Annotated in this window: 16 protein-coding genes; 7 read left to right on the top strand and 9 right to left on the bottom strand. The window is 70.9% G+C overall.

Features of this window, described 5'->3' with window-relative positions; genetic code table 11:
* Nucleotides 1-15 precede the first annotated feature (15 nt).
* The 4 genes from ACL02U_RS05460 to ACL02U_RS05475 are packed head-to-tail and all read right to left on the bottom strand — an operon-like array spanning nt 16 to nt 3964.
* Nucleotides 16-882 carry a glycosyltransferase family 2 protein gene (locus ACL02U_RS05460; protein WP_412789484.1) on the bottom strand — a complete coding sequence of 289 codons (867 nt, stop codon included), beginning with the start codon at nt 880-882 and terminating at the stop codon, nt 16-18.
* Entirely contained in the window at nt 883-2112 is a 1230-nt protein-coding gene (locus tag ACL02U_RS05465) for a glycosyltransferase (protein WP_412789485.1), read from the bottom strand.
* Nucleotides 2109-2813, bottom strand: coding sequence for a hypothetical protein (locus tag ACL02U_RS05470; RefSeq protein ID WP_412789486.1), 705 nt, complete (start codon nt 2811-2813; stop codon nt 2109-2111). Before ACL02U_RS05470 ends, ACL02U_RS05465 begins: the two co-directional genes overlap by 4 nt.
* Nucleotides 2810-3964: a glycosyltransferase family 1 protein gene (locus ACL02U_RS05475; protein ID WP_412789487.1), complete on the bottom strand. Its 1155-nt coding sequence runs from the start codon at nt 3962-3964 to the stop codon at nt 2810-2812. The genes ACL02U_RS05470 and ACL02U_RS05475 overlap by 4 nt, the downstream gene beginning before the upstream one ends.
* A 147-nt stretch (nt 3965-4111) precedes the next feature.
* Here ACL02U_RS05475 and ACL02U_RS05480 point away from each other — a divergent pair, with 147 nt between their 5' ends.
* The 6 genes from ACL02U_RS05480 to ACL02U_RS05505 all read left to right on the top strand — a co-directional run bounded on the left by ACL02U_RS05480 (nt 4112) and on the right by ACL02U_RS05505 (nt 8168).
* Complete coding sequence (locus ACL02U_RS05480) at nt 4112-5086, top strand: helix-turn-helix domain-containing protein (protein WP_412789488.1); 975 nt, start codon at nt 4112-4114, stop codon at nt 5084-5086.
* Nucleotides 5083-5646 carry a peptide deformylase gene (locus ACL02U_RS05485; RefSeq protein WP_412789489.1) on the top strand — a complete coding sequence of 188 codons (564 nt, stop codon included), beginning with the start codon at nt 5083-5085 and terminating at the stop codon, nt 5644-5646. Before ACL02U_RS05480 ends, ACL02U_RS05485 begins: the two co-directional genes overlap by 4 nt.
* 293 nt (nt 5647-5939) lie before the next feature.
* Entirely contained in the window at nt 5940-6155 is a 216-nt protein-coding gene (locus ACL02U_RS05490) for a hypothetical protein (RefSeq protein ID WP_384453052.1), read from the top strand.
* Nucleotides 6156-6847: 692 nt separating this feature from the next.
* On the top strand, nt 6848-7132 hold the full coding sequence (locus tag ACL02U_RS05495; RefSeq protein WP_412789490.1) for a hypothetical protein: 285 nt from the start codon (nt 6848-6850) through the stop codon (nt 7130-7132).
* Nucleotides 7114-7527 (top strand): PIN domain-containing protein, encoded by a 414-nt coding sequence (locus ACL02U_RS05500; RefSeq protein WP_412789491.1) that lies wholly within the window; start codon nt 7114-7116, stop codon nt 7525-7527. The genes ACL02U_RS05495 and ACL02U_RS05500 overlap by 19 nt, the downstream gene beginning before the upstream one ends.
* 200 nt (nt 7528-7727) lie before the next feature.
* Nucleotides 7728-8168, top strand: a complete 441-nt coding sequence (locus ACL02U_RS05505; protein ID WP_412789492.1) for a hypothetical protein — start codon at nt 7728-7730, stop codon at nt 8166-8168.
* A 14-nt stretch (nt 8169-8182) separates the two neighbouring features.
* Here ACL02U_RS05505 and ACL02U_RS05510 read toward each other — a convergent pair whose 3' ends face one another.
* On the bottom strand, nt 8183-8686 hold the full coding sequence (locus ACL02U_RS05510; protein WP_412789493.1) for a CPCC family cysteine-rich protein: 504 nt from the start codon (nt 8684-8686) through the stop codon (nt 8183-8185).
* Between ACL02U_RS05510 and ACL02U_RS05515 the strand changes: the two genes are divergently transcribed.
* The gene (locus tag ACL02U_RS05515; protein ID WP_412789494.1) at nt 8664-10844 is read left to right on the top strand and encodes a DEAD/DEAH box helicase; all 2181 of its coding nucleotides are present in this window, start codon (nt 8664-8666) and stop codon (nt 10842-10844) included. The two genes, ACL02U_RS05510 and ACL02U_RS05515, sit on opposite strands and share 23 nt — an antisense overlap.
* Before the next feature lie 291 nt (nt 10845-11135).
* Here the strand turns inward: ACL02U_RS05515 and ACL02U_RS05520 are convergent, their stop codons facing one another.
* The 4 genes from ACL02U_RS05520 to ACL02U_RS05535 all read right to left on the bottom strand — a co-directional run bounded on the left by ACL02U_RS05520 (nt 11136) and on the right by ACL02U_RS05535 (nt 15585).
* Complete coding sequence (locus tag ACL02U_RS05520; RefSeq protein WP_412789495.1) at nt 11136-11720, bottom strand: hypothetical protein; 585 nt, start codon at nt 11718-11720, stop codon at nt 11136-11138.
* 229 nt (nt 11721-11949) lie between these two features.
* Entirely contained in the window at nt 11950-13203 is a 1254-nt protein-coding gene (locus tag ACL02U_RS05525) for an ATP-grasp domain-containing protein (protein ID WP_412789496.1), read from the bottom strand.
* A gap of 36 nt (nt 13204-13239) precedes the next feature.
* A complete protein-coding gene (locus tag ACL02U_RS05530) occupies nt 13240-14430 on the bottom strand; it encodes an ATP-grasp domain-containing protein (protein ID WP_412789497.1) in 1191 nt (396 codons plus the stop codon).
* A 54-nt stretch (nt 14431-14484) separates the two neighbouring features.
* On the bottom strand, nt 14485-15585 hold the full coding sequence (locus tag ACL02U_RS05535; protein ID WP_412789498.1) for a hypothetical protein: 1101 nt from the start codon (nt 15583-15585) through the stop codon (nt 14485-14487).
* Nucleotides 15586-15693: the final 108 nt, after the last annotated feature.

The raw sequence follows: 15693 nt of genomic DNA on the forward strand, positions 1-15693 counted from the left end.
TGAAAGCGTCGTGTGTCAATCCTGGCCGCTGTGGGCGTGCGGACGCCAGGTGGTGAAGATGTTGCGGGCCTCGGAGGGCCAGCTGAAGGGCATGCGGTCCAGGCTTACCCGGCGGAAGGCGAACCGCGGATCACTGGTGTTGATCACGCCGCCGTGCTGGCCGACGTGGGCCAGCAGGCGTCCGGCCTCGTCGCGGACGGCCGGGGTGTGTTCCTGCCAGGTGCCGGAAGTGAAGTGCTGGACCCGGCGGCGCAGGTCGTCCAGGACGCCCGAGCGCCACTTGAAATGGTGAACCGCGCAGATGCGGTCCGCGTCCGGCCGGTGGCCCGGAGCACGGTGGTTGCCGGAGGAGACGGTGACGTCGTGGCGGGCGAGGACGATTTTTCTCGGGTCGCCGTGCAGGAGCCGGTGAGTGAGATGACCGCCGAGGGGATAGGCCAGATCGAGACCGCCCTCGGGCCGCCATTTGGCCAGGCGTCCGCTCGCGGCGACACGGTCGAGCATCAGACCGCCCACCACACGGTTTCCGGACCTCTCGGCCTGGGCGATCACCTCGTTCAGCGGGGCGGGGTACTGCTGGAACTCGTCGGCGTCGGCAAGCAGGTGCCAGCCGGGACCGGCCCGGTGCCGCAGGGCGTCGCGGAGCTGGGTGTTGGTGTGCTCGTGCCACGGGCCGGTGCTGGTGCCGGTGGGGATGATGCCCAGCTCCCGGCACGCGGCCTGGAGCTCATGCCGTTGCCGGTCGGGTACGTGGTCGGGGAAGTGGAAGGCCAGCAGGAACCGCTCGATGCCCAACCACCGGTAGTGGCGGGCCCAGGCGGTCAGCAAAGGCGGCTCGACGGGGCCGACGACGGCGATCAGCGCGGGAGGCGTGCTCGGCATTCAGGACTCCTTCGTGCGCAAGGGGGCGAAGGTGCGGGTGAGGAAGTCGGCCTGCTCGGAGGCGGACCGCATCCCGAGCAGGCTCGGAACCTCCGGTCCGGGCAGCGGAGGCGACTGGCGGATGACGGCGTGCAGGGCGTCTGCGAGGGCGTCCGGGTCGCCGGCGGCGAACGACAGGGCCCAGGGCTGGCCGTGCAGGCGGGCGGTGAGGGCGCCGTCGTGTTCGGAGATGACCAGGGGGACACCGAGGCGGGCGGCGTCCATGACGAGGCCGGATTCCTTGCCGGTCCCGGGGCGGCGGGTGACGAGGGCGGCGTCGGCGGCGGCGTACACGAGCCGTAGCACGGCGTCGCTGACCGGGCCGGGCACGGCGTGCACCCGCAGGCCGGGCAGGGATCGCCACCGCGTGAGGACGGCTTCGTCGAGTGGAGAGCCGGTGACCACCAGATGCAGGGGATCCTTGAGCCGGGCCAGGGCGGCGTCGACGACGGTGATGTCCTTGTAGGGCCACCAGCCGCCGACCAGGCAGACCACGGCCTCTGCGGCGGGTATGTCGAACGCGGCCCGGCCTCCGTCGCGCTCAGCAGCACTCAGGCGGCGGCCGTCGTCGACCGCGAAGGCACCCACCACCGCGGGCAGGTCGGCGAAGGTCGTAGCGCACTGATCGCCGACGGCCTGGGTCGGGTACACGGCGATCACCTGTTGCTCGCCTCGGCGGGTGAGTCGGCCCAGCAGTCGCACGACCGTGTCCTCACTCGTGACCGCCTCGTGGACGAACCGCAGGTGCGGCTGCCCGCCGAGGAGGGCTGCGGCCCCGTGCAGGGCCTCGCACGCCGTCAGGATCACCACCGCATCGGCACCCGGCTCCAGGCGGCGGGCGGACCGCAGCGCGGACGCCTCGGCCAGACAGCGGGCGATGAGGGTGATCTGGTGCGGCACCCTGCGCAGACGGCGGGGCCAGCGGCGCGAGCGGAGGACCCGCTGCCCGGCCGCGGAGAGCCCGGCCGCCAGGCGGGAGACGCCCAGTAGCACGGCAGCCGGGAGACCGGCCGGTGCGGTTACCAGCCGGGCGCCCGCCTCGCGCAGGGCACGTACCGCCTCGGTGGCGATCCCGTGCGGGGCGATGACGAGGCTGCCGGGCCGGGCCTGGGCGAGGGCCGACAGCGTGTGCTGGTGATGCCCGCCCAGGTGGTTCGCGTACGGCTCGATGAGCACGAGTGGGCCCCTCATCCGGAGACCGCCTGGTCCCCGTGGGCGGCGGTGAACCTCTCCCGCAGCCAGGTGGGGTCGTTGAGGTGGTCGAACTGCTGCGGGTCACGCGCGGCCTGGCGGGCGAAGGCGACGCCCTCGGTGGCCCCGGCAGCGGCGTAGGCGGCGAACTCGCCGCTGTGGCTGCGCATCCAGGCATCGACGCGCTGGTGGGCGTCGTCGTCGGCCATGCCGTATTCGCTGCCGCGGGCGAGCATCGCGCACTCGCGGAAACCGGCCTTCCAGGCGTGGAAGGGGCTCTGGTTGAACCGCGTGATCCCGGCGGTGTGCTGGGCGAATTCGATCCGGCCGGGCAGGGCGGCGAGCACGTCCACGGCGTCGCCCATCTCCCGCAGAGCACTGCGGCGGATCAGTTTCAGGCCGCCGTAGCCGTAGGTCAGGCCGTTGACCGGGTTGACCGCCCGCCACACCCGCATGGAGATGCCCTCGTCCAGCGGTTCGACGGTGGTCACATCGAAGTCAGTGTCGATGGCGAAGTCGCCGTCGGCGAGGAAGAACTGTTCGCGCTCCACGACCTCGGCGCACAGCCGGTAGGCCCGCCGCATCCCATGCACCCCGTGCAGGCGCTTGACCGTGCCGCCCAGCGTCCGCTGGAGCCGGGAGTGCAGGGAGTTGGCCATCGGCTCGTTGTAGGAGAGGAAGACGGCGTCGAAGCCGGTCACGAGATCGCCTCCAGGTAGCGGGCGGCCACCAGGGCGGGGGTGAAGTCGGCGGTGGAGGCGTGGGCCCGCTTGGCGTGGACGGCGTGGAACTCGTCGTCTGTGGCGAGGCGTTCGGCCAGAACGACGGCTTCGTCCGGGGTGGTGAAGCACAGCTCGGGGTCGATGTGTTCGGCGAGCCAGCCCAGGCGGGGCGAGATGACCGGCAGGCCCATGCCCTGGCAGTCGATCACGCTCATCGACCACGGGCAGCCGGGCCGGAACGGGGCGATGCCGAAGCGGGCGCCGGCCAGCAGGTTTTTGTAGCGGACGCGGACGCCACGATCGGACACAACCTGCACGTGCGGCAGCGCGGCGAGCTTCCCGCGCATCTTCTCGGGGCTGTCGTCCAGGCCCTTGCGCTCGGCCCGGCGCTGGCCGAACAGGTCCATGACCCGCAGCCGCACGGCGCCGGAGTCGCTGAGCTGGCGGGCCAGATCCACGAACTGCTCGGTGCCGTAGTGCGCGTACAGCCGGTGGTTGTAGACACCGATCGCCGTACCGGCCGTGGGCCGGATCGTGGCGGGGGCGCGGACCAGGCGCTCGTCACGCGGTGCGGGCACCACCCGCAGCCGGTCGCCCAGGTCCACCGTCATCCGGGCCGCGGCGGCCGACACCCACGAGGCGGCCGTGGAGGAGTGGACCATCACCCGGTCGCACGCAGCCAGGCCCGCAGCGAACGCCAGCAGCACCGGCCGCCCGAGCCCCGCGTCGTCCAGCGACGGGTCGAGCAACATCTGCCCGCCGCCCGCGAACGAAAACGGCAGGTAGTGGCAGTACCCGGCCAGCAGCGCGTCCGATCCGACCTCCAGCAGCGCCGTGCGGACCGCCGGGGCCTCCTCGACCTGGTTGGCCACCACCACGTCCGGCTTCTCCGCACTGATCAGGGCCACCAACTCGTCGATGTCCGCCGAGAACCGGGCCCGGTACTTCGTCCCGGGCACCTTCGTCCGGTGGAAACCGCAGCGGGCATCCCCGGCCGCAGCCGGGGCCGCGACGGTCACTTTCGCCCCGGCGTCGGCCAGGGACGGGGCCAGTAGATCCGCGAAGATCCACCCCGAATCCGCCGACAACCGGTCGGGGTTGGAGATGTTGAGCAGGTACAGCACGCGCATGGTTGCGTCGCCTCCCTCATCCGCCCGGGGGTCGATCCGGGCCGCTGAGGGAAGGAAAACGGCGACGCACGCCGTGACGGGATGATGAACTTGGATCACTCACGGTTCATTCATGCTCACCAACAAGTGACGCGGAGCGGGGCTTCGATGGACGCGCACAGCGAGGAGATCACCGTCGAGCAGACGGCCGAGGACTTCGCGGCCGAGGTGGCCCGGTGGCGGGAAGTACGCGGCATGTCCAAGCGGGCATTAGCGCTGGCCATGGGCTTCGACCCGTCGTACGTCAGCCACGTCGAGTCCGGCCGCCACAAGCCCACCGAGGAGTTCGCCCGGCTCGCCGACGAGCACCTGAACGCCGGGAAGGCGATCTGGCGGCGCTGGTGCGACTACGAGCAGGCCCGGACGAAGTCCCGGCGTCAGCCCACAGCCCCACCGACCCAGCGCAGGCCCGAGCAGCCGTACGCCACCGGCTCCGCCCTCGTCGTCGAACACGACGCCGCCCGCCTCCAGTACGACGGCCACTCATACCGGCTCACCATGAGGCGTTTGCTGCGGAACACCGGCGACGAACCGGTGACCCGCTACCTGATCCGCATCTCCGTCGACCGATACCCAGGCGACCCCGAGCAGTCCAACGCCCACTACCGAGTCCACCCGCTGACCTGGACCGAACTCGACCTCACCGCCACCTGCCGCGGCGAGACGATGCGCTGGCAGGCCAAACACGACCGGGACGCCTTCAAGGAAGTCTGGCTGCTGTTCGACAACGAACACGGCCGCTTCCCGCTCTACCCCGGCGAATCCGTATGGATCGAGTACGCCTACACCGTCAGCGACGACAAATGGGGCAACTGGTTCCAGCGGGCCGTCCGCCTGCCCACCGAACAACTCGAAGTCCAGCTCGCCTTCCCCGCCGCCCTTGACCCCGTCGTGTGGGGCACCGAGACCTCCATGACCGCCGAAGCCTCACCCCTGCGGACCCCACCCGTCCGCAGCGACAACGGTGAACTGAGGCAATTCACCTGGATCACGACCACGCCCGCCCTCCACGCTCGGTACCGTCTTGAGTGGAGGTTCCGGGCACGGCCCGAACACAACACTGAACAAGGGGACTTCAGGTGATTGACGTGCGGCCCAGCCAGCAGATGCGCGACCTCGGAGTCGTCCAGCACGGCGCCGGCATCCTGGCCGAACCGGCCCGCGCCTTCACCCTGCCCGCCGAGCACGACGAAGCCGAGCGCATCACCGACGAACTGTTCGCCGCGATGGAACGGATCGGCCAGGTCCACCCCTTCGCCAAGGGCATGGGCATCGCCGCCCCACAGATCGGTATCGGCCGCTCCGCAGCCGTCGTCCAGCCGCCCGGCGACGCACCCGCCGTCATCCTGCTCAACCCGAAGATCACCGACCGCTCCGACGAGCTGGACGAGCAGTATGAGGGCTGCCTGAGCTTCTTCGACGTCCGCGGCCTCGTCCTCCGCCCCCTGAAGATCACCGTCGAGACCATGGCCCTGACCGGCGAGACCGTCACCACCGTGTACGAGCGCGGTCTCGCCCGCCTCATCCACCACGAGATCGACCATCTCGACGGCCTGCTGTACACCGCCCGCATGAGGACCGGCGTCGACCCGATCCCGGTGGAGGAGTATCGCCAGACCGGCCGGGCCTGGGTCTACGAGTAGGCCGCACCGGGCGGCGCTCCGCCCTCACCCTGCCAGGCGGATGCCGATCACGACCGCGACGCCGAGCCTCGGATCTGAATCACGCCGCCCAGGTGCGTGGTGCGGACGATCGACGAGCTCGCCCAAGCCATGGCCGACGCCCTCGCTCCGTAGGAGCCGCTCCGAACCTGCGCCAGTGTCATCAAGATGTACATGCTCAAGTCACCCGCCTCACGCTGTGGCTCCTGCTGGGTGAGTTCGCGGAGGGCCGGGGGCTGGACGAGAGGGTGGTTTCCGCCCTGCATGATGTGGCGATGTCCGGGCGGGTACGTCGTACACGCTACGAACGAACGGAGGACCTGAGCCTGCAGCGGGCCCAACGCGACCTGCGGGACCTGGTCGCGGGGGAGGTCCTGACACCGGTCGGCCGCACCCGTGCCCGCTTCTACACCGCCGGGCCCGCCTTTCCGGGGTCGGCTCTGGAAGCGGCCCGGACGCCGTTGGCACTGGCTGATCCGTACACGCACTGAGAGCATCTCGCGAACTGCCGAACCAGTCACGATGGGCGGTGCGGAACAGGCGCACTCAGGGCACGCGCAACTTGTTGCTCGCCCCGCTACCCATGGCCGGCGGAGCTGGACCTTGTTGTCCTCCCGGGATCAGATCGGCCAGATCTCGTACGAGCCGGGCATCGCGCTCAGCACGCGGTGTCCGCAGCGCGGGCAGGGGTAGCGGTCGCTCACCTGGGCAGTCTCCTCACTGGTCCCGCCGGTGCGCCATCGATTTCTCGGCCTCCGCCCGCCCGGCCAGTCCGCAGCCAGTCCGCAGGACACCCGTAAACGGCCGTCGGGAGCCAACGCATGCCAACGAGGAACCCTAGGTCAGAGCCCAGCGCGGAGCTCCGTCGCAGGTCAGGATCGGCTCGCAGACGTTCCGCTTCAACGTGTGGCGTAACACCACGTCGCTGATCTGGCAAACGTGCAGGTCAGATAGGGTCCGACTCTTCGGAGTCGGGCCCTTTGTTTTTTCCCGTGCTGGGATGGTGCTGGGATAGCTGATTCCTCGTCACCTGTCGTCATCCCTGGTCATCCGTACCGTGCTGGGATCGTGTTGGGATGGGATGGGGGTGCCCGTGCTGGGATTTGTGTGAGCGGGCGCTGACCTAGCTGTGAAGGTAGTGCCGACGTGGCGCTTTTCCTACTCGTTTGACACAATCGGGGGCATGGCTGAGGCGACGTACAACATCGGGGAAGGGCCAGCGACGCGGGTGAGCTTGTCGCTGCCGGAGGGGACCGCGGAGGCGATCCGGGCTCGGGTGGGCAAGCGGGAGTTCTCCGCTTTCATCGCCGAGGCGGTCGAGCGTGAGCTGCGCGGGCAGGTCCTGGACGAGTACCTGGCGGACTACGAGAGCCGCAAGGGGCCGGTCTCCGAGCCGGCTCGTCAGCGGGCGCGGCAGGTCTTCGACGAGGTGTTCGCCGAGGAGGCCGAGTGGCCCGCCGCAGGCTGAGTCACGAGGGGACGCTCGTCCTCGACAGCGAGGGACTCTCCAAGCTGCTCGCTGACGACGAACAGGTGGTGGCTCTGATCGCTGAGGCGCGCTCGCGCGGCATGGAGGTCGTGATCAGTGCGCTCACCATCATCGAGGCCGTCCACGCCCGTACGAAGAAGTCACGCCTGAACTGGGTGCTTTCCGGGCTGCGGGTCGTCCCGGTCGGTGACGAGGAGGCGAGGGCTGCCTCGAAGTTGCTGATGAATGCCGGGTTGCACGGACACAAGTACGCGATTGATGCGGCCGTCGCCGAGGCCGCGCTGCGACAGCACCGCCCCGTGGTCATGCTGACTTCCGATATTGACGACATGGCCAAGCTGTGCGGCGAGCGGGTCCGGCTCGTGGCGGTGTGATTTCCCTTGGTCCGGCTCAGTAGGAGCGGGGTCCGTAGGGGCTCCAGTGACCGAGGAATGGCTTGAGGTCGTCGCCGCTGGGTTTCGGCGGCGTGGGCAGTTTCGGCGCTGAGGCCGATTCGGTGAGGTTTTGGAGGTACGCATCCGCGAACGCGAGCCACGCCTCGACCTCGGTCCGCTCCTGCCCGGGCGGAAGTGATGTGGCATGGACGCCAACCCCGGCGCAGGTCAAACCCCTGCTCGCCACAGAGAACCCCGCCACGGCCACGGAATCAGCCGCAGACGCGCAGGAAGCGAGGTGTGAGGTCAGAACCGGTGACGACGACCGGGACATCCAGTTCGTGCTGACGTTGCGCGACGGAATGCAGGGCAGTGTCACCCCGCCCAAGGGAGCCGAGCGTGTGCCGGGCAGCCGTGCAGGCTGGGCTACTCAGGCCGAGGCACGGGTCCGTCTGGCGGATTTGTGTGCCTATGCACTGCACCGCGACGGTACAGGCCAGGTCGACCTGATCCTCACCACCACGATCCGGGTCCGCAAGCACTACCACTGGAAGTCCGCAGTTCTGGTCCCCCGGGTCGGCCAGGTACTGACAGACGCGGCGGAAGGAATCGAACGTCACTACAAGTGCGGGACGTCGTGACGCCGGGCACGGGATCAGGCGGGCCCTGGCCGGGGCATGGAAGTCGCAGTGGACGGCGTGAGCGTCGCTGGCGTGTGAGTACCGCCTGCTCGGTGGCGAGCGGGGCCCCGGCCGAGATCCCCATGGTCGCAACCGTCATCGCCGGCGTCGTCACGGCAGCGGGATGCGTCACCCAGCCCTGAGGTCTTGCTCTCAAGCCATCGGTGACCTGCAGCCAGACTGCCGGCCCGCAGCACATCGTCCTCCCGGAAGCAGACGGGGCAGATCTTGTCCGAGCCGGGCATCGCGCCCAGCACGCGGTGCCCGCAGCAGGGACAGGGGTAGGAGTCGCTCACCTGCACAGTCTCCTTGCCGGCCCCGCCGGTGTGCCAGAGATTTCGCAGCCTCGGAGCCCCTGGCCAGTCCGCAGCCAGTCCGCAGGACACCCGTAATCGCCCGTCGGGCCCGGTGAGGGCGGTGGGAGGATGCGGGGAGGGTCGGAGAGGGGCGGGAAGCGTGGGGCGTGGCGAGCGGGACACGGTCGCGAGGGGAGCGCGACTGCATGAGGCGGCTCAGGCAGTGGTCGCTGACCACGGAAGGGCGGTGGAGGCGGTACGGGCGGCACTGAAGCCGATCCACGATGCGGCGGTGAAGCGGGAGCTCGACGCCATTCCGGTCGCCCGGCTGCAGGACGTCACCGAAGGGCGGCTGCGGCTGGGGAGCGTCGAGAAGAGCGGACTGCGCACCCTGGGCAGTGTTCTCGAAGCGGGCCCCTACCGGCTGCGGCAGATTCCCGGTGTCGGGCAGCGCACCGTCGACCAGATGCTCGCCGCCGCCCGCCGGCTCTCCGATGCCGTGCACGAGACCGTGGCCGTCCACATCGACGTGGACCGGCCGGAACCGCGCACCACCGCGCTCGTCAGGGCCCTGCACGTCCTGGTGGAGGCCGGTCCGGACGCCCGGCGCGCGGTCGACAAAGCCACCGTCCTGGCGGAACGGCTCGGTCCGTTGCTGGTCGACGCGAGGCCCGCCACCGGAAGGGTCCGGATACTTCTGGCCGGCCGGGAGAAGAAGGCTCGCGCGTGGGCGGCGGTCGCCGAGACCCGGTCGCTGGTGGACGAGGCGGAGCAGGCCGGGCTGCCCGAACTGCTCGCCCAGGCGTCGGTGGACCTGCTCCGTGGGCACTCGTCCGACGTCGCGGCCCGGGTGGACTTCGAACTCCGCTCCGCCGAGTACTACAGCCTGCTCGCCGAGATCTCCGGGCGGCTGCCGGACGCGGCTGCCGCAGAGGGCTTTCTGCCGGACGAGATCGCGGAGCGGGTACGGACCCAGCACCTCGACGACACACACCGGCGGGTCTCCCTGCGCGGTTACCAGGCGTTCGGCGCACGGTTCGCGCTCGCGCAGCGCAAGGTGATACTCGGCGACGAGATGGGCCTCGGGAAGACCATCCAGGCGATCGCCGTCCTCGCCCACCTGGCCACCGAGGGACAGAGTCACTTCATGATCGTCTGCCCGGCGAGCGTCCTCGTGAACTGGACACGGGAGATCGCGGCCCGCAGCGCCCTGCGCGTCATGGTGCTCCACGGTCCCGACCGGCACTACGCGTTCGCCGACTGGAAGGGACGGGGCGGCGTGGGGGTGACCACGTTCGACGCGCTGCGAGGCCTTCCCGCACCGGGCGGCGGGGAGGTCGGGCTGCTGGTGGTCGACGAAGCGCACTCCGTGAAGAACCCGAAGGCCAAGCGGTCCCAAGCGGTCGGCCTGTGGGCGGAGCGTTGCGAGCGCATCCTGTTCATGACCGGAACTCCGATGGAGAACAGGGTCGTGGAGTTCCGCAACTTGGTTCGGATGCTCGATGGCGACGTCGCGGACTCCCTCGGTGAACGCGACGCGTTGGCCGGATCGGTCGCCTTCCGCAAGGCTGTGGCCCCGGTCTACCTGCGGCGCAACCAGGAGGACGTGCTGACGGAACTCCCGAGCCTTCAGCAGACCGACGAGTGGGAGGAGCTGAGCGCTTCGGACGAGGAGGCGTACCGCGAAGCCGTGCGCGCGGGCAACTTCATGGCCATGCGCAGGGCCGCGTACGTGCGCCCCGAGAAGTCGGCCAAGCTGGACCGGCTCCGGGAGATCGTTCAGGAGGCCGGCGAGAACGGGCAGAAGACGGTGGTCTTCTCCAACTTCAAGGACGTACTGGGCGTGGTGAAGGAGGCCCTCGCGGCCGGACCCGCCGGGGACACTCCCGTGTTCGGTCCGCTGACCGGCGCCGTACCGGCCCAGCGTCGCCAGGAGATCGTCGACGACTTCGCCGGTGTCCAGGGCCCGGCGGTGCTCCTGGGGCAGATCCAGGCAGCGGGCGTCGGCCTCAACATGCAGGCCGCCTCCGTCGTCGTCATCTGCGAACCTCAGATCAAGCCGACCATCGAACATCAGGCGGTGGCCCGAGCCCACCGTATGGGCCAGGTCAGGCCGGTTCGCGTGCACCGTCTCCTCGCCACCGGAGGCGTGGACGAACGCATGGTGAAGATGCTGGAAACCAAGACGCGCCTGTTCGACGCCTACGCCCGCCGCAGCGCCGTGGCCGAAGCCACCCCGGACGCGGTCGACGTGTCGGACACCGAGCTGGCACGCCGGATCGTCGAGGAGGAACAGGCGCGTCTGGGGATGGCGGACGAGAGGCCCACGTCATCCGAGTGAGGGTGTCCTCCGGTCCGCAGCCAGTCCGCGGGACACCCGTAAACGGCCGTCGCAACGTACGCCAACGAGGAAAACCCAGCTCAGAGCCCTGGAGGGCAGCGCCGCCGCCGGTCAGGATCCAACCGCGGGCATTCCGCTTCAACGTGTAGTCGTTCGCTTCCTGTGCGTTGGGCGCTGAGTCGAACGTGCCGATCGGAGGGAGTCGGACTCGGTGGAGCCGGATCCCTTCGTCATCCCCGTGCTGGAGTGCTGGATGTTTTGACGCGGTGTCAGTGATGGTCGGGTCCGGCCCTACTGGGCGGACGGTTCGAGCATCGGCTCGAAGGCGGACTCCTCCTCGTCGGGAACGTGGGGGAGGAAGCCGTCGGGAACGGTGCGGGCGGCGGTGGCGAGGAGACGGTCCAGGACTTCCTCAGCGGTGGCCGGGGGGAGCCTCAGGGCGGCGAGGAGGCGGTCGCGGACGGCGGGGTGTTCCGGATGGTCGTCCAGGTAGTCGGCGTTGAGGGCCGGAGGGCGGAAGCCTGCCAGGGCGTCGTGCCAGGACGGCAGGACGATGGCGAGGGTCAGGGCTTCGGCGAGAGACTCGGCGATGAGGGAGGCCCGGCCCTCTGAGTCGGTGTAGAGGACGGGTCGGGGGCCGTCGGGGGTGGCCGGGCCGCAGAGGTAGTGGGTGCCGCCCGCGTTGCAGCCGGCGACGGGCTCCACCGGGAGGCCGTTGGGCAGGGAGATCGATTCGATCGGGTCGGTTCGGGCAAGGTCGAACTCTCCTGCGCAGGCGAGGTGGGCGGCGACCCCGGGATGCGCCGCGATCCGGTGGAGCAGTGCGCTGTCCGAGAGGCCGGGGAGGAGGGCCGCGGTTTCGTGCGCAGTATTCATAGCGCCATGGAAGCAGCCGCCACTGACATCCGGCCGCGGCCGTCCGGGCAGTGGCGCTGCCACCTTCATATCCCGTCGGCGAGCACGGTCCGCCCGCCCGGCCGGCGCGTGCCGCCCAGCGCATGACGCAGCCCTCACGGTGGGGGACCTACGCGGCGGGCGCCCTCCCACCACGCCGCGGGTCGGTCAGGCCTTGTCGCGGACCACGGCCCTCGCCGCCGGGCCGTGCTCACCCCAGTTCGTAGAAGCCGTCGCCGTCGAGGTACCGCGTGGTCAGCGCGTCGCGGGCGACGGTGGCGGCGACCTCGTGCAGGAGGTAGACGCGGAGGGGGAAGGTCCAGTCGTCGGTGGACGGGTGCACCGTGTCGCCGGGGTGCGCGCGGAAGAGCACGTCGTGGAAGCTGTCGAGGGCGCGGAGCTCGGCCAGCCGGGGGTAGGAGCGCAGGACCCCGCCCCGGGGGGCCACCATGTTGACGATGCGGGCGTGGCGGCCGACACGGTAGTCCTCGCGGGCCCCGGCCAGGAAGGCCTCGGGGTCGGTGCAGGCCTCGACGGTGAGGTCGAGCTGACTCGTCCCGAGCGCCGCCGTGACGGGCACGTGGACGTCGGCCCCGCACACCCGGGCTCCCGTCTCGACCAGCCGCGCGCCGTCCGGGGTCAGCTTGAGTTCGGTGTGCGCGGGCCCGTGCGCGATGCCGAGGGCGTCCAGCACCGCGAAGGTGTGTTCCACCAGGCTGTCCTGTTCGGGCCCGCGGCGGGGCAGCAGTTCGGCGCCGGCGGCCAGCTCGGCGACGCCGTTGGCGCTGAGCGTGTGCATCTTCCAGATGTCGGAGACGCGGTGGGTGCCGCCGTGGCTGACGGTGTTGACGATGTACTCGTGGCCGACCAGGTACTCCTGCGCGAGTACCGCGTCGTTCTCCTGGCCGAGCACGCTGGTCGTTCCGTGCAGGGTGCGGAAGGCCGCCCGGACCTCCTCGGGCCCGGTGCAGAAGTGGACGCCGTCGCTGCCCGCGCTGCTGACCGGTTTCAGCACGACCCGGCCGCCGGTCTTCTCGTACCAGCGCAGGAGTTCGTCCGGGTCGGCGGTGTGGATCTGCTCGACCGCCGGCACCCCCGCCGCCCTGACCGTCTCGATCATGCGGTACTTGTCGCGGCGTGCCGGGCTCAACGCGGTGCCGTTCGACGGCAGGCCCAGCTGCTCGCTCAGGGCGTCGGCGAGCAGCACCGCGCGTTCCACCCCGGGGACCAGCGCGACCGGCCGGTACGCGCTCAGGGCCCGCAGCGTCTCGGAGAGGTCGCCGTGGTGGACGAGGTGCCCGCTGAAGTCGTCGGGGCGGTAGCCGCGTGCGTAGTTCGCAGGGATGGTGGGCGTGCTCTGCACGTGCACGCAGTCGTAGCCGCGGGCCCGGAAGAGCGGCGCGAGACAGCGCGAACTGGCGTAGGCGTCGACGATGGCGACCACCGGGTTGCCGGCAGCATTCATGGTTTCCTCACCGGTGTGGTTTCTCGGAGCGCGGTCTCAGGCGCCGGGGCTGGTCCGTATGCGGATCCGGGCGGCCGCGGACTCGGCGCGCGCCACGGCCTCCTCGGCGTCCCGGCCGACGGCGATCACGTCGCCGCACACGCGGTCGGCGGACCAGGTGACCGGCGGGATGACCATGCCGGGCCTCGCCCTGACGCCGAGGGTGACGCCCTCCAGTCCCTCGGTCGGCAGATCGATCCCGGTGACCACGCCGGGCTCGGCGGCGAGGAAGCGGATCGCCGCGCCGCCCAGCGGCGCGGGCAGCTCGTCCTTCCACGGTTCGAGGCCGAGGGGGACGGCGACCGCCGCGCGGACCAGGTCGACGCCGCAGGCGAGCCGGACCAGTTCGGGGATGTTGTCGCCGCCCGCCCGGTTGTGGGACTCGATGATCCGCAGCCCGTCGGCAGTGATCATGATCTCGGTGTGCGAGGGGCCTTCGACGAGGCCGACCGCGTCGAGCAGCCGCGCGGTCAGCGCGGCGATCTCCTCGCGGGTGCCCTCGTCCACACGCGCCGGGACGGAGTGCCCGGCCTCCACGAAGCCGGCGCCCAGGAGCTTGTCCGTGACGGCCACCACGGTGTGCACGCCGTCCGCGGAGAAGCCCTCCACGCTCACCTCGTGCCCCGTGAGGAACTCCTCCGCCAGCATCCGCTCGCGTCCGGCCGCCTCGACCAGCGACCAGACCTCGGCGGCCCGGTGGGGGCCGTCGACCCGGTGCACGTCCGCGCTGCCCCCGAAGTCGAGGGGCTTGACGATGCCGGGACCGCCGAGTTCGGTGAGGAAGCCGGCCAGCTCGTCCGCGCTGTGCACGACGCGGAAGCGGACCGGCGACAGGCCCAGGCCGGCGAGGTGGCCGCGCATCGCGGACTTGTCCTTGAGCAGGGAGACGGTGCGCAGGGAGTTGCCTCCGAGGGCGAACTCCTCGTTGAGCCGGGCCGCGGCAACGAGCCCCAGCTCGGCCGGCGAGAAGAAGCGGGCCACCGGCAGCCGGGCCTGCAGTGCCCGCCCCGCCGCCAGGACCGCTTCCTGGTCGCCGAGGTCGACGTCGACCACCTCGACGCACCAGCGGCCCGCGGCCTCCGGGTCGTACACGCCGGGCTTGGCGAGCATGACGACCTCGCAGCCCAGTTCCGCCGCGGACCTCAACACGCTCGGTCGGCCGCCCAGCAGGGCGATACGCGGAGCCATCTGTCGTACCTCTCCGATCTGTTCGTGGGGGAAGTGCTGTCGTGCCCGTCCCGGTCAGTCCGTGGCGAGCAGCGTCACGTTGTCCCCGAAGCGCATGAGCGGCCGGTACTGCTCGGCGCGGGTGTGGCGCATGGTGCGCAGCATGGCGATGGCGCTGCCGGCGGCGTCGGATGCCTGGATGATCGAGCTGTCGTCGCCGACGAGGGCGGCCGTGATGGTGATGTGCTGCTCGATGTCCTGGAGGTCGGCCTCCAGCAGCGAGTCCCGCGCCAGCGCCACCTCGGGGGCGTTGGCGGCGAGCTTGTCGAAGGAGTCCGTCCACGTCCGCGCCAGGGTGCGCATGGCCTTGCGGAACGCCTTGTGCTCCGGCTGGGTGCGACCGGTGAGCGCCGCGGGAACGGCGGGCGGGCTCATGGTGGGCCGGACCTCGGCGTCGTAGCAGGGCGCCGACATGTCGCCGGAGTGCATCATCGCGGCGGTGAACGCGCGGACGTACACGGCCGCCTCGCGCAGCGCGTCCCGCGTCGCCTCCGTCTCCCCCTCGCGGTGCCGGTCGAGTGCGCGGGTCACGGACTCGGCCGCCGCGAGGTTGAGCACGAAGTAGAAGTGGTGCGTGATGACCCAGCGCGTCAGTTCGTCGTCGCCCGGTTCGAGGTCGACCGGGCCTGCGGGCGCGGTGGGGGAGGCGTGGTCGCGCTCCGCGTCCTGCGGGGCGAGGCCGTTGAGCACCTGGACCATCGCGAGGACCTCGGCGGCCTGCTGGTTCAGTGAGAGGCGCGCGATGCGCAGGTCGGCGAGTGCGCGGGCGATGATGGCGGTGGTCTCGGAGACGAGGCGGGCGTCGTCGATGTCGGCCGTGCGGACCCCGAAGTACGTGTGGTTCGGGACGATCGGGGTCAGTGCGGTGGCGTCCATCGGCTCGACCCGGGCGAGTGCCGCGAGCCGCGCCGCGGCCTGCACGGCGGTCTCCAGGGCGTCCCGCAGCGGTTCCGGCCGCGCGCCTCGCGGGTTCAGCAGTTCGGTGTGCAGGCCCTCCAGGGCGGCCACCGCGGTGCGGAGCGCGGCCTCGACGGGCTCGGCCGGGCGGGAGACCGCGCGGACCAGGTTGTTCGAGGGGAGGACGATGAGGGGAAGGTGGGGGCAGGCAGCAGACATGTCGGTACCTCGGTGCGTCGTGGCGTGGGCGAGGAGGTGCGGCGTGGGAGGGAGCAGAGGCGGTGCCGGGGGTCGGCGCGCGGGGGCCGGTGGCCGGTCCGGACCGTG

It is taken from the genome of Streptomyces sp. MS06, assembly GCF_047200655.1.
GTDB lineage: Bacteria > Actinomycetota > Actinomycetes > Streptomycetales > Streptomycetaceae > Streptomyces.